Origin of the sequence: Labrys okinawensis, assembly GCF_047345005.1 — a bacterium.
GTDB classification, from domain to species: Bacteria; Pseudomonadota; Alphaproteobacteria; order Rhizobiales; family Labraceae; genus Labrys; species Labrys okinawensis.
The window spans coordinates 1,420,609-1,438,151 of the sequence record NZ_CP178864.1 but is presented as its reverse complement, the minus strand read 5'-3'; the positions used below and the strand labels follow the sequence as shown (position 1 = coordinate 1,438,151).

Here is a 17,543-nt window from a genome sequence, read left to right as displayed (position 1 = left end):
TTTACGTCAACGTCAATACAGGTGCAAAAAGTTAATGCTGTTAAATAGGATCGATGGGAACCCTCGTTCACGCGCGCCCGGCGATCCCACCGGATAGCTCGGCGCCGAGCGGCCTGGCGGCGGCCCACTTGAATTTGAAGATCATGTCTTGCCGCATTGCATCGGAATGGTCTCGAGAGCCGGTTGAGACGCCGCTATCGCCGGGCGCTTCTGCCCATAGAGATCGACTGTTGCCCCGGCGAAAGGCGCCGGCAGCCTTGTCTTGCCCCAGCGCTCCGAACCCAGCTTGTGCGCCACGGCGATGGACGCGGCATTGGCGGGGTCGATGACGTGGACGACCTCCTGCCAGTCGAGTTCCTCATAGGCCCAGGCGATGCAGCGCCCCGCCGCCTCGGTGGCATAACCCCGGCCCCAGACCGAGCGGTCGAGCACCCAGCCGATCTCGGTGCCCGGCCAGCCTTCGGGCTGCCAGGGGCCGGCGCGGCCGATGCACAGGCCCGAGGCCTTCTCGACTACCGAGAAGGTACTGAAACCCCGGGTGATCCAGGCACCCGTCATCAGGGTGAGGATGCGCCAGGCCTCCGAGCGCTGCTTGGGGCCGCTGAGGAAACGGGTGGTGACGGGATCTGCCAGCATTCTCGCCCAGGGGTCGAGATCGTCCGGTTGCGGCGGTCTCAGGAGCAGGCGTGGTGTTTCGAGCGTGGGTCCCAGCATCATTGCATCATAGCCGCTTCCCTGCCGACGCGATATCCTGCCAAAAGAACGCATCATTTCGTCAGGATGTAGCTCTGCAGCGCCGCCAGCGTGTCCGACCCGTAGCGTCCATCCGGCTTGCGGTCGAGCAGGCCCGCCCGGGCAAGGCGCTGTTCCACCGCTTCCCGCGTCGGCGGGGTCAGGTTGGCCTGCCATTTGTCGATCAGGAAGGTGCGGGCCACCGGCGACCCGCCATGCAGGGCCTCCAATCCGTAATCGGCGGCAAGCCCCGGATCGAACTTGGCGCCGCCCATGCCGTACATCAGGAAGGGCATCAGGCTTGCCTTGGCGTTGATGTTGCCGATGGCCGCCGCCTTCTCGAACAGGCCGACAGCCTTGTTGAAGTCGCGCGGGCCGCCGAGGCCGTTGGCGGCCATGTTGGCCAGCATGACATTGCCGTCGCTGTTGCCAAGTTCGGCTGCACGCTGGAACAGGCTGCGGGCAGTGGCGAAATCCTTCACCGCGCCGGTCTGGCCAAGCAATACATAGCCGACGCGCAGGATGGTTTGCGTGTGCTCGGTCTGAAGCAGCCTGTCGATCCATTGCCGAGCCATGCCGGCATTCTTGGGCACGCCGGTGCCCTGGAGATAGAGCACCGCAAGGAAGCCCATGGCCTGCGGATCGCCGGTATCGGCGGCCTTCTGGTACCATTTGGCGGCTTGCACGGCATCGCGGGAGCGGCCGGTCCCATTCTCGTATTCGATGCCGACATTGCGCATGGCGACGACATTGCCCGCGGCGGCGGCCTTGTCGAACAGCGCCATGGCCTGTGGCAGATCCTTCGGCCCGCCATCCCCCTTTTCCAGCATAAAGGCGAGATCCGACATGGCGGATATCGAGCCGGCGGCGCTCGAGCGGGTGAGAAGATCGCGTGCCTCCGTTTCCTCGCCGGCCACATCGAGCGCCCGGGCGAGCTGGAACTGCACGCGGCGGTCATTCGGGGCGGCGGCAAGCGCGGCGCGGCAGGCGTCGATGGCGAGCTTGGGCTGGATCTGGTCGCGCTCGATGCCGGGGACGCCCGAGGGGCGATCCATGTCGAGGGACGAAGCCGCCAGCCTGTCGCAGCCATCGACCGCGGCCTGCGCTTGCGAATCAGGCACGGTGGGCGCGGCGGGATCGGGTGTCGGCAGCTGCGGAGTGGGCGCCACTGGCGGCGCATTGCCGACGAAATAGAAATCGCCGAGCAGCGAGATGGTCACCTCCGGCAATTGGCGCTCGTCGGTGGCTTTGTAGACCTCGGCCGCCACTCGGCGGAACATCGCGCCGATTTCGACATTCGGCTTGTCGACCTCGCCGAGCAAGGCCGCGGCGAAGGGGCTGTTGCGCCCTCCGCCATCGGCCGCCACGGCACCCGGCTGCGTCGAATAGGCGATTATCGTGCCGGCCGTCTGCTGGATGCGGGCCAGACCGCGGCTGGCGCCGAGGGAGCGGGTGGGTGCCGCCTTGGAGAGCACCTCTTGAGCCAGTGGATTGTCGCGGCAGGCATCGAGCATCACGATGCGGACGCCCGAGGCGCGCTGAAGGTCGGACAGGACATCGTCCACCCGCGACATTTCATAGGCGATATCTTCGACACCCGTCAGCTTGGCATCGACGGGCATCAGATAGTTGGCGCCCTGATACTGCATGCCATGGCCGCCATAATAGAACAGCGCCGCATCGGCGCCGGCAGCCTCATGGGCGAAGCGGCGAAAGGCATCGTCCATGCCGCGCCTGTCGAGATCGTAGCCCTCGATGACCTCGAAACCGACACCCTTGAGCGCATTGGCGACATCGCTGGCATCGTTGCGCGGATTGGGCAGCTTGACGGTGTTCTGATAGGCCGAATTGCCGATCACCAGCGCCACCCGTTTGTCGGCGAGAGCCGCAGTAGGATTCGAGGCCAGGGACAGGATGACCAATCCGATGGCCACGATCCAATGCCGGACAGGATAGGTCATCACTGCTTTCTCCTCAGCCGACCGGCGCGAAAACTCCGCTGGATTGGCCACCGTCGCAGTATCGAAGGAAACAGAGGAGCCGCCCCGGCCGTCAATGCTACAGGGCTACCTCCGCCGACTGGCCGGCATCCTCCAGCACCAGGTCGGCGCCTTTTTCGCCCACCATGATGGCCGGTGCATTGGTGTTGCCCGACGTGATAGCGGGGAATATCGACGCGTCTATGACACGCAGGCCCATGAGGCCATGCACGCGCAGGCGAGGATCGACGGCTGCCTTGCGCGCATCCGGCCCCATGGCGCAACTGCCGCAGGGGTGGAACACCGAATAGGCGCGCGCCCGGATGTCGGCGACAAGCTCCTCATCGCTCTCAACGGCAATGCCGGGCTTTTTCTCTTCGACGATCAGGTTGCGGAAGGAATGCGTCCTTGCAAGGCCTCTGAGGATCCTGGCGCCTGTCAGCATGTCGGCGACATCATGCTCGGTGGCGAGGTAATTGGGGTGGATCAATGGCGCCGCGGTCGGATCGGCCGAGCGGATAGCCAGATAACCCCGGCTCGTCGGATGGCAGGGCGAGATGCTGGTGGAGAACCCGGGGAAAAGATCGGGCTTGGTCAAGGCTCGCACGCCCGGCACGGCGCGTTCATAGCTCAGCGGCGAGAAATAGAGCTGCATGTCGGGCGCCGGCAGGTCCGGCTTCGTGCGAATGAAGCCGCCGCCCTGGTTGACGCTGAGGGCCAGCGGCCCGGTGCTGCGCATCACATATTGCAGGCCGACACGCAGGCGCGCCATCAGTGGGCCCAAGACCTGGTTGAGCGTCGGCAGGCGTGAGCGGTAGACATGGTCATAACACAGATGATCCTGCAGATTGGCGCCCACCGCCGGCAATTCATGAAGCGGCTCGACACCGGCGGAGCGCAGGATGTCGGCCGGCCCGACGCCGGAGAGCTGCAGCAATTGGGGCGAGTTGATCGCGCCACCGCTGAGGATGACTTCGCGTCCGGCGCGCGCCTCGATGGTGCGGCCCTTCTGCTGGTAGCTAACACCGATACAGCGGCGGCCCTCGAACAAGAGCTTCGTCGCCAGCGCGCCGGTCTCGATGCGCAGGTTCTCCCGTCCCTTGGCCGGCCAGAGATAGGCCCGCGACGTGGACGCGCGGTAGCCGGTGATGGTCGTGTTTATCTGATAATAGCCGACGCCCTCGATGCTCTCGCCATTGAGGTCGCCGGTAAAGGGCAGCCCTGTCTCCTGTGCCGCCTTGATGAAAATGGCGGTCAGGGGGTGGGCCGTCGAGGCGATGGTGCTGACATGAAGCGGTCCGCCTGCGCCATGCCAGGGGCCGGCGCCGAGGGCATGATCCTCCAGGCGGCGATAGGCCGGCAGCACATCGCGCCAGCCCCAGCCGGGATTGCCCATCGCCTCCCAGCCGTCGAAGTCGCCGGCGCTGCCGCGTGAATATACCATGGCGTTGATCGAGCTCGAGCCACCCAGCACCTTGCCGCGCGGCTGGTAGACGGTGCGTCCGTTCAGGTTCGGCTCGGCCTCGGTCTGGTACATCCAGTTGACTTCGGGGTCGTAGAAAGTTCTGCCGTAGCCGATCGGCGTCTGGATCCAGAAGCGACGATCTGACGGCCCGGCCTCGAGCAGCAGCACCTTGTAGCGCCCGCTCTCGCTGAGTCGAGCGGCAACGACGCAGCCTGCCGAGCCCGCACCGACGACGATGTAGTCATATTCGCTCATGACAGTATGAAACTCATTGCGGGGCTGCGCTGCGGTCGCGCTGGGCCAGGATGCTGATCAGGCCAAGCGTTGCCGATGACAGCATCAGGAAGAGCGAAACGGCGTTGAGGAGCGGCGTCGAGCCTTCCTTCATGCGGTCGAACATGGTGATGGTCAGCGGCGGATCCGATCCCACCAGCATCAGCGTGGTGTTGAAATTCTCGAAAGACATCAGGAAGGAGATGATGCCCGAGCCGATCAGCGCCGGCCTGAGATAGGGCAGTGTAATCGTCCTGAGCACCTCCCAGGGCGTGGCGCCGAGGTCATGGGCGGCTTCCTCCAGCGAACGGTCGAACTTGCGCAGGCGGGCAGAGATCACCAGCGTCGCCACCGTGGCAATGAAGGAGAACTGGCCGAGGATGACCAGGAAGAGGCCGGGCCTCAGCCAATCGATCTCGACATCGAAGGCATCGTCAAGCCGGTTGGCGATGCCGCTCGAAAAGGCCAGGATCGAGATGCCCAGGATGACGCCGGGGATGACCAGCGGGGCGAGCATCAGCAGGTGGCAGAATTTCTTGCCTGGAAACTCGTAGCGCTCGAACAGGAACGAGGTTGTCGTGCCGACCAGCAGGGCCAGCGTGGTCGTACATACAGCCACGATCAGCGAATTGCCCATGCCCCTCCAGACATTGGGATCGTTGAACAGGCCCAGCATCGGATCCTTGGTGCCGAAGAACCAGGTCAGCGTGAACCCCTTCCAGGGCAGCGAGGGATACATCGAATTGTTGAAGGCGAAGACCGCGACGACCAGGAGCGGCAGCGCCAGATAGACGATGAACAGGGCGACATAGGCGTTGTAGACGCCGCGGGCGAAGGGGCTGCGGGGCAGGGAAGCCAGCATCACTGCCTCCCGAGCGTCGAGGAGAGCGACTGGCCGCTGAGTTTCAGCGCCAGCCAGACCACGGCGCTCGAACAGGCAAGCAGGATGAAGCCGAAGGCGGAGCCCGCCTCCCAGTTGAAGCGGGTGATGAACTGCGAGTAGATGTGGGCGGTGAACCAAAGCCCGCTCTTGCCGCCCATCTGGGTGGGCGTGAGATAATTGCCGAGGCTGAGCATGAAGACGATCACCGAGCCTGCCACGATGCCGGGCATGGCATGCGGGATGACGATTTCCCGCAGCACGGTGAAGCCGTTGCCGCCGAGATCGTAGCCCGCCTCGATATAGGAATTGTCGAGGCTGTCGATGGCCGAGATCAGCGGCACCACCATGAACAGCATCGAGGTGTAAACGAGGCCGATCATCATCGCCACGTCATTGTAGAGGAACTCGACCGGCCCGGAGGTGAGCCCCAGGAACTGCAGGAGATTGGAGAGCAACCCCGTCTCGCGCAGGATCAGCATCCAGCCAAACACGCGCACGATCTCGCTGACCCAGAAGGGTAGGAGGCAGGTCAGGAACAGGATGGTCCGCGAACGCCCATGCACAATCTTGGCGATGTAATAGGCCACGGGAAAGGCAATGACGAGCGTGAGGAAGGTGGCGAGCACGGACATCGTGATGGTGCGGATCAGCGTCCATACATAGGCCCATTCGCCGAAGAAATCCTGGTAGTTGGCAAGACTCGTACGGTAGACCCGCGGCGATATCTTCTCCTGCAGCGACAAATAGAGGAGGTCGATATGCGGGATGATGATCAGCAGCCCGATCCACAGCACGAAGGGCGTCAGCAAGAGGAAAAAGGTGAGGCGGCGGCTTGAACTGATCATGTCAGTTCCTCAAGCCCGACCGGCGTTCTGGCTGAAGCAGCGGCTCTTGCCAGGTGGAAAGCGCAGCGAAACCGGCTGTCCTACGGTGAAATTGCCGATACCGCTGTCATGGGCGAAGGCCACCGAGACCGGCGCTCCCGCCCCGCACTTCACGAGCACGCGGCTCATCGCGCCGTTGAACAGGAAGCTCTCGACCTCGCCCCGGATCTCATTGGTGCCATTGCCGGGCAGCGGCGTTGCACCGGCCGGCTCGATGGAGATCTCCTCCGGGCGCACGAAGACCTCGACGGCCTCCCCGCCGGCGATCGTGTGGTTGTCTCCGGCGACGGCATTGAGCGCCCCGCCATCGGCCCGCTCCACCGTCACGGCTTGCCCGCCCGCCGAAACGGCCTTGCCGGCCCAGCGGTTGGAATCGCCGACGAAGCCCGCAACGAAGGCGGACTTCGGGTTGAAATAGAGTTCCTGCGGCGAGCCGACCTGCTCGAATCGGCCCTGGTTCATCACCGCCACCTGGTCGGACATCACCAGCGCCTCCGACTGGTCGTGGGTGATGTAGATAAAGGTGGTGCCGAACTGGTGCTGGAGTTGCTTCAGCTCGACCTTCATATGTTCGCGCAGCTTGAGATCGAGCGCGCCAAGCGGTTCATCGAGCAGCAGCACGGTGGGATCGAGCACCATGCAGCGGGCGATGGCGATGCGCTGCTTCTGGCCGCCCGACAATTGGTCGATGCGCTTGTCGCCGGCATTGGGCAGGTCCACGCGCGCCAGAATATCGGCGACGCGCTTGGCGATATCCTCCCGCGCCATGCCGCGCCGGCGCAGGCCATAGCCGATATTCTCGGCGACGCTCATCATCGGGAAGAGGGCGAGGTGCTGGAACACCATGTTGACGGGCCGCTTGTTCGGCGGCGTCTTCAGCACGGACTTGCCCTTGATCAGGATGTCGCCGGAGGTGGGCTCGCCGAAGCCGGCAACCAGGCGCAGCGCCGTGGTCTTGCCGCAGCCCGAGGGCCCGAGCATCGAGAAGAAGCTGCCCTGGGGGATCTGCACCGATATGCCGTCGACGGCTCTGAAACTGCCATAGGTCTTGACGAGATCACGGCATTCGAGATCGAAATTCATGGACACCGCCGGAGGATGAGAAAGGGCCTGTTCGGCCTCTGCTACTTGGTAGAAAAAAGTGCACGCCCGTCGTTCGTCACGGCTGTTCGGGCGATGGCGCTCGGCTCGCGGTGGCCCATCGCTCCATCACTAGTCCACCACGGCAAACGCATCGATCTCGATCAGGTAGTCCGGATGGGACAGGGCCTGGACTCCCAGCACGACATCGGCTGTCTTGTGGTCCCCGAAGAACGCTATTCGAGCCTCCTCCAATATCGGCAAGTCATCACGTTTGTAGTTGGCGACATAGAATGTGATCTTGGCAACCTGGTCCTTGCGGGCTCCCGCCGCCGAGAGCGCCCGGCCGATATTGTCGAACACCTGGCGCGCCTGGGCTGCCAAGTCACCTCGACCGACGGGATCGCCATTTATGTCCTCCGGTTCCTGGCCGGAAACGAATATCAACTTTGTACCCTTCGCGACGACGACTTGAGCGTAGTTTTTCGGGAGGGGAAGAGTGTCGGGATTGATGCTTTCGATCGTCATTCGTCTGGTCTCCGCTCATTCGACGCCCTCCAGGCAACGTCGCTCGGTAGGCACCGCACCCCTCATAAGAAGAGAAAGCGGGACGGTAACCATCCCGCTTTCAAGGTTGCCGCGCCAGGGGACTATTGCGCGGCGATTCGGTCGAGAACCTTGCCTTCCATGTCTTCGAGGCCGGCCGGGATCGGCGGGAACCACTTGACCTTGGCGATCACTTCCGGCGGGAAGAACTGCTTGAAGGCCTTGCGCAGGGCCGGATTGACGAGGTCGTCGGCGCCCTTGGAGGCCGAGAAGCTGCCCGAGGCCTCGGTAATGGCGGCAGCGTTCTCCGGCTTCATCACGAAGTTGATCCACTTGTAGGCAGCATCGTCCGCCTTGCCCTTGGCGGGCAGCGCGAAGGTGTCGATCCAGCCAAGCGCGCCCGTGTCAGGCGCCACGAACACGAAGTCGGGGTTCTCGGCATTGAGCTTGAAGCCGGTGGAATCCCAGGATTCGGAGGCGACCACCTCGCCCGAGCGCAGCATGTTGAGAAGATCGTCGGAACCCGACCAATAGGCCTTCACATTGGCCTTGCAGTCGGCCATTTTCTTGCCGGCCTTCTCGATGATCTCCTGATATTTCGCCTTGTCGCCGTAGGCAGCGAAGGGATCATCGCCCGCGGCGAAGGCCATTCCGAGCAAGGGAATGCGCTTCAGGCGCATCGAGACCTTGCCCTTGTGGGCGTCGGTGCAGAGGTCTCCCCAGCCCTTCACGTCGGATGCCTGCTTGCTGTTTACGACGATACCGGCCGTGCCCCACAGATGCGAGATGCCATAGACCTTGCCGTCGGCGGTGGTGACCTTCTTGGAGGCCTCCAACAGATCCGGGATGAAGAGACTGGTGTCGATCTTCGAGAGATCGAGCGGCTTGTAGATGCCGTATTCCTCCTGCGGGCCGGTGATACGGTCGGCGCTGGGCTGGGCCAGGTCGAAGCCGGCGCCGCCGGTGGCGCGAAGCTTGGAGATGATGTCCTCATTGTTCGACACCGTCACCTCGACGGTGATGCCGGTTTCCTGCTCGAACTTCTTTACGATCGCGTCGGGAGCATAGCCGCCCCAGGTCAGAAGGCGCAGGGTTTCGGCCGCCGCGGGCGTCGCCAATGCGATCACCGCCGTGGTTGCCAGAATTACAGCGAATGTCTTGGTTGCAAGGAGTGTCTTGATGCTGGTCACGTGCCCTCTCCGGTTTTTGTCTTGCTGGAGGAACTGGTCGAACCAGCCATCGCAGCCGTTGGGGCGAGGGTCGGACCTCGGCCCGGCACCGGCAGCAATAGGCGGCCCAGCTACTCGAGCTTTACGCTAGGTCCCGATTGGTCTGCCGGGCAGGTCCATTCTGGAGAAATAGGAAGACCACTTCGGGGGAACGATCCACCCTATGTCACACGGATGACAGTTCCGCGAAGGTCAGGGCTAGGCTCTTCGCACCAGCCTCGATCTTCGCCGCGTTGATGCCGCCGAAGCCGAGCACGAGGCCTTCGCGTGCGATCGGCTCGATGCAGAAGCGCTCGATGGCCGCGACGGTCAGGTTGCGCCGGGCCGCGGCGGCCGAGACGGCGGTGCCGCGCAGGCCCCCCTTCAGCCAGGCGACGGTGTGCAGCCCGGTATTGGTCGGCACGATCTCCAGCCAGGGCGTGAGGTGCCTGGCGCCGGCCTCCAGCAGGGCCTCGCAGCGTTCCGCATAGAGCTTGCGCATGCGCCGGACATGGGCTGCGAAATGGCCCTCGCCGATGAAATCGGAGACGTGGTCCTGCAGCGAGGTCGGCACGCCGGGCGAGAAGGCTTCGAGGCTCGTTTCGAAGATGCGCACGAGGGCCGGCGGCGCCAGGATGAAGCCGAGCCGCAGGGCCGGGAACAAGGTCTTGGAAAAAGTGCCGACATAGATCACCCGGCCGGCGGCATCGACGCCTTTCAGCGTCGGCAGAGGCCGGCCATGGAAGAAGAATTCACCGTCCCAGTCATCCTCGATCACCCAGCCCCCCGCCGTCGTGGCGGCCTGCAGCAGGGCAAAGCGCCTCTCGAGGCTCATCTTCGAGCCCAGAGGCTGCTGGTGCGAGGGCGTGACGAAGGCGAGCTTGAAGTCCGGCGAGCGGGCAAGGCCTTCGGCGACCACCAGGCCGTCATCGTCGACGGGCACTGGCACGATCTCGGCGCCATGGGCGAGGAAACTGTTGCGGGCGCCGATGGTGCCGGGATTCTCGAACCAGACGCGGTCGCCGGGATCGACCAGCGTGCTGCCGATCAGGTCGAAGGCCTGCTGGGCGCCTGATACGATGAAGATCTCATCCGCCCTGCAGGTGATGCCACGATTGGCACGCAGATGCGCGGCGATGGCATGGCGCAGCGGGCGGTGGCCATGCGGCTCGGGATAGCCGAGAACATGGTGGCGCTGGCTGCGCCAGTGGCGTGCCACGATGCGCGACCACTGCGCCATTGGGAAGGCGTCGAAAGCCGGCATCGCCGTGGTGAAGGCGCGCGGCTCATGCGGCAGGCGGTGCACGAAATGATGGGAGGCGGCGGAGAGCAGCCGGGCGAGCGGCGCGCTCTCCACGGGCCTGGCCTGCTCCAGGCTTGGCGTAGCCGGCCTGTCGGCCTGTACGGCCTCGCTGACGAAGGTGCCGGCGCCGGTCCGAGATTCCAGCAATCCCTCGGCGGTGAGTTGCTCGAAACTGCCGATCACCGTCATGCGGGCGATGCCGAGTTCCTTGGCGAGGATGCGCGAGGCCGGCAGCCTTTCGCCGGCAGCAAGCCCGCCACCCAGGATGAGGTCGCGCAGCGCCGTGGTGAGCTGGATGCCGATAGTGCGCGAGGAGGCATGGTCGATGGTGATCGATTGCAGCAGCGCGCCGCCAGCCCGCTTGACCATGTGTTCCTCCGTGTCGGGGCTGAATTCAAGTGACAAAGGCGAAGTCCGATCGGTTCGTCATCCTGGCCGGAGCGCCGGAATGACGGCGCTCCTTCCTCCCTCCCCCAATGGCCTGCCTGTTGGTTCAAAATGGACCTTAGAGGCAGACCAATTAGAGGGAAATATCCGGCGCCATAAGTTCGCACCTTTCCCCCGGCGCGAACGCTATCGATATCAATGAGCAATCCGATGAAGATCACGCGGCTGGAAACCTTCTCCAACCAGAATGTCGGCTTCGTCCGCGCCACGGCCGAAGATGGCCGGGAAGGCTGGGGCCAGGTATCACCCTACAATGCCGACATCACTTGCGCGGTCTTCCATCGCCAGGTTGCGCGCTGGGCCATCGGCGGCGATGCCGACGACATCGCCGGGCTGGTTCAGCTGATCCCGGAGCGCGAGCACAAATTCCCATGCTCCTATCTATTCCGCGCCCTCACAGGCCTCGATACCGCCTTGTGGGACATGCGCGGCAAGCGAACCGGCAAGAGCGTGTGCGAATTGCTGGGCGGCACGCCCCGCCCCTTCCCCGTGTATGCCTCCAGCATGAAGCGCGGCGAAATCACGCCGGAGCAGGAAGCCGAGCGTCTCAAGCGCCTGCAGGGTGAATTCGGCTTCACCGCCTTCAAGTTCCGAGTCGGCAAGGAATGCGGCCATGACGAGGACGAATGGCCCGGCCGCACCGATGCCATCGTGCCGAAGGTGCGCAAGGCCCTGGGCGAAGAGGCGCGGCTGCTGGTTGACGGCAACAGCGCCTATTCGCCCGGCAAGGCCATCGAGGTCGGTCATATGCTCGAGGACAACGGCGTCGTCCATTTCGAGGAGCCCTGCCCCTATTGGGAACATGACTGGACCAAGGAGGTGAGCGAGGCGCTCTCCCTCGACGTCACCGGCGGCGAGCAGGATTGCGACCTGACGGTCTGGACCTATGCCATGCGCAACCGCATCGTCGACGTGGCCCAGCCCGACATCTGCTATGTCGGCGGGGTCGAGCGCATGCTGAAGGTCGCGGCGCTGGCAAGGGCCGCCGGCCTGCCGGTGACACCGCATTCGGCGAACCAGTCAATGCTGACAGCCTATACGTTGCACATTATGGGCGCCCTGGAGAATGCCGGGCCCTATGTCGAATATTCCATCGAGGGCCCGGATTACTATCCCTGGGAGGTCGGCCTCCTTGCCAATCCGCTGCATGTGGAGGATGGCAAGGTGCAGATCCCGCAGGGACCGGGCTGGGGCGTCGATGTCAATCCTGACTGGCTCGCCAAGGCCCACTACCAGGCAACGGAGCTGCCCGCATGAGCGCTTCCCTCGACGCACTGGTGCAGGAGGCCCTGACGACAGGGCGCATCGCCAACCTGCCCAACGGCCATTTCATCGACGGACGCTTCCAGCCCTCGCAATCAGGCGCGCGCATGGAGAGCTTCGATCCCGGCCGGGGCATCGCCTTTGCCGACTTTGCCGCTGGCGACGCCGCCGATATCGACGCGGCCGTCGAGGCCGGGCGGCGGGCGCTTAGAGGACGCTGGCGCGATCTCAAGCCGGCCGAGCGCGGGCGCATCCTGCAGCGTGCGGCGGCGTTGATAGGCGAGAATGCCGAGCGCCTCGCCGTCGTCGAAAGCCTCGATTCCGGCAAGAAGCTCGTCGAGGCGCTGGGAGACGTGCGCGGTGCCGCGCGGACCTTCGAATATTACGCCGGCGCCTGCGACAAGCTGCAGGGCGATACCATGCCGCTTGGCCGCAACCATTTCGGCATGACGGTGCATGAGCCGGTGGGTGTCACCGCCCACATCATCCCCTGGAACTACCCGATCTCAACCACCGCCCGCGGCCTCGCCCCGGCCCTTGCCGCCGGCTGCGCGGTGGTGGCAAAGCCTGCCGAGCAGACACCTTTCACCGCGCTGATGCTGGCGGACATCCTCCACCAAGCCGGTTTGCCGGACGGCGTCTGCAATGTGGTGTCGGGCACCGGCCGCGAGGCCGGCGCGCCGCTGGTTGCCCACCCCGGCATCGACCAGATCACCTTCACCGGATCGGTTGCCACCGGCATCGGGGTCATGCAGGCGGCCGCGCCGAATGTGACGCGGCTTGTCCTGGAACTCGGCGGCAAGTCCCCGGTCGTCGTCTTCGCGGATTGCGATATCGAGGCGGCGTTATCGGGCATGATGGAGGCGATCTACGAGAATGCCGGCCAGATCTGCTCCGCCGGTTCGCGCCTGGTGATCGAGAAGAGTTTCAGCGGGACCTTCCTTGCCCGCCTCACCGAGCGTGTTCGTGCCCTCACGCTTGGCCACGGCCTGACTAATCCCGGCATGGGACCGGTCAACTCGGCGGTACAACTTGCCAAGATCGAGGGCATGGTGGCGGCGGCCGTCAAGCGCGGCGCCATATTGCACACCGGTGGCGCCAGGGCCGAGGGTGGCGAGCTCGGCCAGGGCTGGTTCTATCAACCCACCATCGTCGAGCCCTCCTTGAGCAGTGACGCGATCGTGCAGGAGGAGGTCTTCGGGCCGGTACTGACGGTGCAGGCCTTCGAAACCGAGGAAGAGGCGCTGGCCCTTGCCAACGGCACCCGCTTCGGCCTCGTCGCCGGCATCTACACGGCCGATTTCGGCCGCGCCCACCGCCTCGCCCGCGACATCGACGCCGGCCAGGTCTTCATCAACGATTATTTCGCCGGCGGCATCGAAATGCCCTTCGGCGGCAACCGCAAATCCGGCTTCGGGCGGGAGAAGGGGTTGGACGGGCTGAAGAACTACACGCGGGTGAAGAGCATCGCGGCACGGATTTCGGGATAGAGAACAGGTAAGGGCGCGACGTAAAGCCTCCCCCACGAAGCTGGGGGAGGCACGTCGCGCCTGCTCGGGCGCGCTACCGCAGCCCATCCTCGCCCTTGATCTCGCCCTTCGCCAGCCCCCCGACACGCGGCAGGGGGCGGCCGCTGTCTGTGACGACGATCGCCACCAGGATCTCGTTGGCGCGTGGCGCGTCCGGCACGCGCACTTCCATGGCGTCGAAATGGCTGCGCACGAAAGCCGCGTCCTTATGGCCGAGCGGCACGTCGAGCACGCCGCCGAGGCCGCAGCGCTTCTTGGCGGAGGGGATCAGCGCGGCGCCCTTGCCCAGGACCTTGCGCACCGGCGCGCCCATCTTCGGATGGAGGATCGCGGCAGCGTGCTCCAGCTCCCCGTTCTCGCCCACCGCCGCAGCCTTGCCATAGCTTTCGGCTGCCGGACCCTCGATGCCCAGTGCCGCGACGGCGCGCCTTGTGAGCAGGTCGCCGAGTTCCTCGCCGATCTCCATCAGCGGCGTGAGATCCTCGACATAGCGCCCGGCAAAGGGGTTCTCGATCACCGCGACGGCAGCAGCCCGGCGAGTGGGCGGATCGACGGGTCGGTCCATCTCGGTGCGGACTTCCTCGAGGAGGGTGACGAGCTTGCGGATCTTGGCGGGCATGATGGGCCTCTTTGGGGGTGCCGGTCTTCGGACCGGCATGGAAACGCGGCGCATGTGAAGAAGTAGAGCCGGGTCTGAAGACCCGCCCCCCGGGTCACCTCAATCCATCCAGCCCCTTCACATCCCTAGCCGCCAAGCCGCCGACGCGGGCATGGATGCGGGGGCCCGTAGTCATCACCAGGACGAGGGCGATCTCGTCGGCCTTGGGGGCATCGGACAGGCCGACTTCCATGGCGTCGAAATGGCTGCGTACATAGGAGGCGTTGACATGGGTGACGGGCACGTCGAGCCGCGTGCCCGGCGCGCCGAGCTTCTTGGTGGAGGGCACGATCGCCTTGGCGTCACCCAGGATCTCGCGCATGGCATAGCCGCCCGGCACGTGCCAGAGCGCCCCATGTTCGAGCTCGCCGGCCGCACCGACGATCGCGCCTTTGCCGTAACCCTCGATGCTGGCGGGATCGCCGCCTAGCGCTGCCAGCAGCGCTTTCGCCATCTCCAGCCCCAGCGGCTTGAGATCGTCCATGAAGGAGGCGATGTCCTCGACATAGCGGCCGGCAAAGGGGTTGCTGATCACCGAAATGGCCGCCCCACGCTTCAGCGGCACCGGGCTGGCGGGGCCGCCCTCGTGGAAGATCTCCTCGACGATGATGGCGCGCTTGCGCAGAACGACTTCGGGCATCTCAGGCGGCTTCCGGTTGGACGAGAACGTAGGAGGTTGGCACGAGGCGCGTGGCCCCGGCAAGGTGAAGGGCGGCGGCGGCGATCAAGCCTGCGTCAATCAGGGCTCGCGCCCGGATCTCGCCGCCCCGCAGGGCGAGCGCTATCTCGTCCGGCGCGAGCGAGCCGACGCCGCGCGTAACCAGGCGCTCGCCGAGATCGCTGTCGGGCTGCAGCGAAGCGGCTGGGACGCGGGTGATGGCAGGATGGCCGGGCAGATCGACTGCATTGGCGATGATGGTGGCCGCCGCATCCGCCATCGCGGCAGAGGGCGCCAGCACCGTCACGGCATCGGCGATGCCCAGGGAAAAGCTGCGCCCGCGCCAGCCCGAGGTGGCGATGCCGCCGACGCGGTCGCCAGCGCGGATCTCGCCGCGGGCAAACAGACCAGGCTGGTCAGGCCGATCCACCAGGCCAATGGCGAAGACCTCGCCTTCGGCCAGATGCACGGCGATGTCACCGCCATTGTTGACATAGGCGCGACGCAAGGGCCCGGCGGCCAGCATGGCGGCGAGGATCTCATCGGCCACGGAGCCCGCGACAGCCGCCATCGGCGTGATGAAGTGTGCGGCGGCATAGGGGCCGACGGCGGCCTGCATGCGGCGCGTTACGATCCCCTTGGCCTCGGCACTGTCAGCCTTCTGTTGCGCGCGCAGCAACGGCAGCTCGGTGCAGAGGGCCTCCAGCAATCCGTCGAAACGCTCCACCGCCGCTCGATAGGCCTCCTGCACTACGGCGACCTCGCCGAAAGCCTCGATGATGAGATCGATCGGCCCGTGCTGCAGATGCAGCCGATGGCCATCCGGCAGGATAGCGGCGTGAGGCTTCATGGCCGCCTGCCTTGCGGGTTGAGACGCGAGAGTGGAGTGTCGATCTCCGATCGACAATCTTGGAAGCGGAGCGTTTGCCGGATAGGAAGATGGCGGTCGGAGACCGCCACTCCAGGCTCCCCGCGTATCCATCGGCCAAAGTCAGCGCCCACGGCCTCAGGGTCCAAGCTCATTCTTATTGCCCTCTCATCCGTGTGATCTCTTGGCGTCATGCGGCGTCAAGGGCCAGGGATTGTCACTGCGGTGGGGCACGCCCTTGCCTTCGGTGATCTCGGACAGCGGCCTGACATGGCCGACATGGCCGCCCATCGCCCTGTAATCGTCGAGGCGCAGCGTGAACTCGATCGGCGCCACCAGAGCCGGCGTCGGCACATAGCCGAAGGCGTTTTCCGGCAGGCGCGTGACATCGACCATGAAGGTGATGCCGCCGCCCGGCCAGACATAGACCGGCGCACCGCCGCAGGTGACATAAGTGAGGGCGTCCTTCACCGAACGCGTCAGGCGCACCGGATTCTCGGTTACGCCGGCGCGCAGAGAGCCGCCGGCCCCGCCGATGAACAGCACGGTTGCGAGGGCCGGCTCGCAATTCTCGGCGATGCGCTCGACGGATTCCACGAGGACTTCCGGCAGGTGGAGCTTCACGGGCTTGAGCTCGTGATCGAGCTCGTAATAGGCATGGTGCTCGCCTGTGGTGCTGACCATCAGCAAGCGCAGCCCGGGCCAAGCCACCTTCGAATCGAAGGGACCGAGGATGGTGAGGGGATCGTCGATATCAGTGCCGCCCCAGCCGGTGCCGGGCTGGGCAACCTGGAAATAGCGCCCGGGGGTCGAGCGCCGTCCTTTCATCTTGATGCCGGTATCGGGAATGCCGAGCAGCTTGCCGGCCTGATGCTCGGAGAGCACGCCGGTGATGTGATCGTCGACCACCACCACTTCGTCGGCCTTGCCCTCCCATTGCTTCGCAAAGATGCCGATGGTGGCCGAGCCGCAACCGACCCGCATGCGCTGCTCCAACTGACCGTTGACGATGGGGGCCTTGCCCGCCTCGATGACGAGGGTCGCGCCGTCATCGATGGTCAGTTCCACCGGCTTGCCGTTACAGAGTTCCAGCAGGGCGTCGCAGGTGACGCGCCCTTCCTTCTTCGAGCCACCGGTGAGGTGGTGCACGCCGCCGAGCGAGAGCATCTGCGAGCCATATTCGCCTGTGGTGACATGGCCCACCGCTTCGCCTTTCACGCGCACCGTGCTCTGCTCAGGGCCGATGAAACGGTCGGTGTCGATCTTCACCTTCACGCCGCAATAGGAAAAGATGCCCTCGGTGACGACGGTGACCATATCGACGCCCTCGACCTCGGAGGACACGATGAAGGGTGCCGGCTTGTAGTCGGGATAGGTGGTGCCGGCACCGATGGCTGTGACGAATTTCTCCGAGCCCGCCACCAGCGAGCCATCCCAGTTGCCCCCACCGAAGGGCACAACCTCACCACCCTCACCGACCGTGCGCTCCAGGAGAACGAGAGGATCGACGCGCACCAGCACGCCATTGTCGTTGGCGTAGCGGTCGCAGGCGCCGGCCATGCCGGGCTTGATGTAGCACATCACCGGGCAGGCATCGCAGCGGATCTTGTCGTCAGCAGCGGGCTGGGGCTGGGGCACGGCGAACTCGCTATGGGCGGAGAACTCGCTGTAGGTGGTCATGCGCTGGCCCTCGACGGGAAAGAGGCATCCCGATTTCGTTTGTATACTAACGATATTCGGCGGGTTGGCGCACAGTGTCAAGTATGG

Annotated in this window: 15 protein-coding genes; 2 read left to right on the top strand and 13 right to left on the bottom strand. The window is 65.0% G+C overall.

Annotated elements, in window-relative coordinates; translation table 11 throughout:
* Window positions 1–141: 141 nt before the first annotated feature.
* The 9 genes from ACMDCR_RS06890 to ACMDCR_RS06850 form a co-directional block, all read right to left on the bottom strand.
* Window positions 142–717, bottom strand: a complete 576-nt coding sequence (locus ACMDCR_RS06890) for a GNAT family N-acetyltransferase (protein WP_413991812.1) — start codon at window positions 715–717, stop codon at window positions 142–144.
* 50 nt (window positions 718–767) lie between these two features.
* Window positions 768–2,693 (bottom strand): caspase family protein, encoded by a 1,926-nt coding sequence (locus tag ACMDCR_RS06885; protein ID WP_413991811.1) that lies wholly within the window; start codon window positions 2,691–2,693, stop codon window positions 768–770.
* A gap of 97 nt (window positions 2,694–2,790) precedes the next feature.
* A complete protein-coding gene (locus tag ACMDCR_RS06880) occupies window positions 2,791–4,431 on the bottom strand; it encodes a GMC family oxidoreductase (RefSeq protein ID WP_413991810.1) in 1,641 nt (546 codons plus the stop codon).
* Window positions 4,432–4,444: 13 nt separating this feature from the next.
* Window positions 4,445–5,311, bottom strand: a complete 867-nt coding sequence (locus tag ACMDCR_RS06875; RefSeq protein WP_413991809.1) for an ABC transporter permease — start codon at window positions 5,309–5,311, stop codon at window positions 4,445–4,447.
* Window positions 5,311–6,177 carry an ABC transporter permease gene (locus ACMDCR_RS06870; RefSeq protein ID WP_413991808.1) on the bottom strand — a complete coding sequence of 289 codons (867 nt, stop codon included), beginning with the start codon at window positions 6,175–6,177 and terminating at the stop codon, window positions 5,311–5,313. Before ACMDCR_RS06870 ends, ACMDCR_RS06875 begins: the two co-directional genes overlap by 1 nt.
* Window positions 6,178–6,186: 9 nt before the next feature.
* A complete protein-coding gene (locus tag ACMDCR_RS06865) occupies window positions 6,187–7,299 on the bottom strand; it encodes an ABC transporter ATP-binding protein (RefSeq protein WP_413991807.1) in 1,113 nt (370 codons plus the stop codon).
* 129 nt (window positions 7,300–7,428) lie between these two features.
* Window positions 7,429–7,824 carry a RidA family protein gene (locus tag ACMDCR_RS06860; RefSeq protein WP_413991806.1) on the bottom strand — a complete coding sequence of 132 codons (396 nt, stop codon included), beginning with the start codon at window positions 7,822–7,824 and terminating at the stop codon, window positions 7,429–7,431.
* A gap of 122 nt (window positions 7,825–7,946) precedes the next feature.
* On the bottom strand, window positions 7,947–9,032 hold the full coding sequence (locus ACMDCR_RS06855) for an extracellular solute-binding protein (protein WP_413991805.1): 1,086 nt from the start codon (window positions 9,030–9,032) through the stop codon (window positions 7,947–7,949).
* 205 nt (window positions 9,033–9,237) lie between these two features.
* Window positions 9,238–10,722 (bottom strand): PLP-dependent aminotransferase family protein, encoded by a 1,485-nt coding sequence (locus ACMDCR_RS06850; RefSeq protein WP_413991804.1) that lies wholly within the window; start codon window positions 10,720–10,722, stop codon window positions 9,238–9,240.
* Between the two features lie 228 nt (window positions 10,723–10,950).
* Between ACMDCR_RS06850 and ACMDCR_RS06845 the strand changes: the two genes are divergently transcribed.
* Both ACMDCR_RS06845 and ACMDCR_RS06840 read left to right on the top strand, forming a co-directional pair.
* Window positions 10,951–12,057, top strand: coding sequence for a mandelate racemase/muconate lactonizing enzyme family protein (locus ACMDCR_RS06845; RefSeq protein ID WP_413991803.1), 1,107 nt, complete (start codon window positions 10,951–10,953; stop codon window positions 12,055–12,057).
* The gene (locus ACMDCR_RS06840) at window positions 12,054–13,553 is read left to right on the top strand and encodes an aldehyde dehydrogenase family protein (RefSeq protein ID WP_413991802.1); all 1,500 of its coding nucleotides are present in this window, start codon (window positions 12,054–12,056) and stop codon (window positions 13,551–13,553) included. Before ACMDCR_RS06845 ends, ACMDCR_RS06840 begins: the two co-directional genes overlap by 4 nt.
* Before the next feature lie 73 nt (window positions 13,554–13,626).
* Here ACMDCR_RS06840 and ACMDCR_RS06835 read toward each other — a convergent pair whose 3' ends face one another.
* The 4 genes from ACMDCR_RS06835 to ACMDCR_RS06820 all read right to left on the bottom strand — a co-directional run bounded on the left by ACMDCR_RS06835 (window position 13,627) and on the right by ACMDCR_RS06820 (window position 17,357).
* Window positions 13,627–14,211, bottom strand: coding sequence for an amino acid synthesis family protein (locus ACMDCR_RS06835; RefSeq protein WP_413991801.1), 585 nt, complete (start codon window positions 14,209–14,211; stop codon window positions 13,627–13,629).
* A 94-nt stretch (window positions 14,212–14,305) separates the two neighbouring features.
* Entirely contained in the window at window positions 14,306–14,890 is a 585-nt protein-coding gene (locus ACMDCR_RS06830) for an amino acid synthesis family protein (RefSeq protein WP_413991800.1), read from the bottom strand.
* Between the two features lies 1 nt (window position 14,891).
* Window positions 14,892–15,758, bottom strand: a complete 867-nt coding sequence (locus tag ACMDCR_RS06825) for a UPF0280 family protein (RefSeq protein WP_413991799.1) — start codon at window positions 15,756–15,758, stop codon at window positions 14,892–14,894.
* A 186-nt stretch (window positions 15,759–15,944) separates the two neighbouring features.
* Window positions 15,945–17,357, bottom strand: coding sequence for a 6-hydroxynicotinate reductase (locus ACMDCR_RS06820; protein ID WP_413993553.1), 1,413 nt, complete (start codon window positions 17,355–17,357; stop codon window positions 15,945–15,947).
* Window positions 17,358–17,543: the final 186 nt, after the last annotated feature.

Coding starts and splice junctions, on each gene's coding strand:
- ACMDCR_RS06865 (WP_413991807.1), bottom strand. CDS start 7,299: ATGAATTTCGATCTCGAATGCCGTGATCTCGTCAAGACCTATGGCAGT.
- ACMDCR_RS06885 (WP_413991811.1), bottom strand. CDS start 2,693: ATGACCTATCCTGTCCGGCATTGGATCGTGGCCATCGGATTGGTCATC.
- ACMDCR_RS06820 (WP_413993553.1), bottom strand. CDS start 17,357: ATGTGCTACATCAAGCCCGGCATGGCCGGCGCCTGCGACCGCTACGCC.
- ACMDCR_RS06845 (WP_413991803.1), top strand. CDS start 10,951: ATGAAGATCACGCGGCTGGAAACCTTCTCCAACCAGAATGTCGGCTTC.
- ACMDCR_RS06825 (WP_413991799.1), bottom strand. CDS start 15,758: ATGAAGCCTCACGCCGCTATCCTGCCGGATGGCCATCGGCTGCATCTG.
- ACMDCR_RS06890 (WP_413991812.1), bottom strand. CDS start 717: ATGATGCTGGGACCCACGCTCGAAACACCACGCCTGCTCCTGAGACCG.
- ACMDCR_RS06840 (WP_413991802.1), top strand. CDS start 12,054: ATGAGCGCTTCCCTCGACGCACTGGTGCAGGAGGCCCTGACGACAGGG.
- ACMDCR_RS06850 (WP_413991804.1), bottom strand. CDS start 10,722: ATGGTCAAGCGGGCTGGCGGCGCGCTGCTGCAATCGATCACCATCGAC.
- ACMDCR_RS06870 (WP_413991808.1), bottom strand. CDS start 6,177: ATGATCAGTTCAAGCCGCCGCCTCACCTTTTTCCTCTTGCTGACGCCC.
- ACMDCR_RS06835 (WP_413991801.1), bottom strand. CDS start 14,211: ATGCCCGCCAAGATCCGCAAGCTCGTCACCCTCCTCGAGGAAGTCCGC.
- ACMDCR_RS06880 (WP_413991810.1), bottom strand. CDS start 4,431: ATGAGCGAATATGACTACATCGTCGTCGGTGCGGGCTCGGCAGGCTGC.
- ACMDCR_RS06830 (WP_413991800.1), bottom strand. CDS start 14,890: ATGCCCGAAGTCGTTCTGCGCAAGCGCGCCATCATCGTCGAGGAGATC.
- ACMDCR_RS06875 (WP_413991809.1), bottom strand. CDS start 5,311: ATGCTGGCTTCCCTGCCCCGCAGCCCCTTCGCCCGCGGCGTCTACAAC.
- ACMDCR_RS06860 (WP_413991806.1), bottom strand. CDS start 7,824: ATGACGATCGAAAGCATCAATCCCGACACTCTTCCCCTCCCGAAAAAC.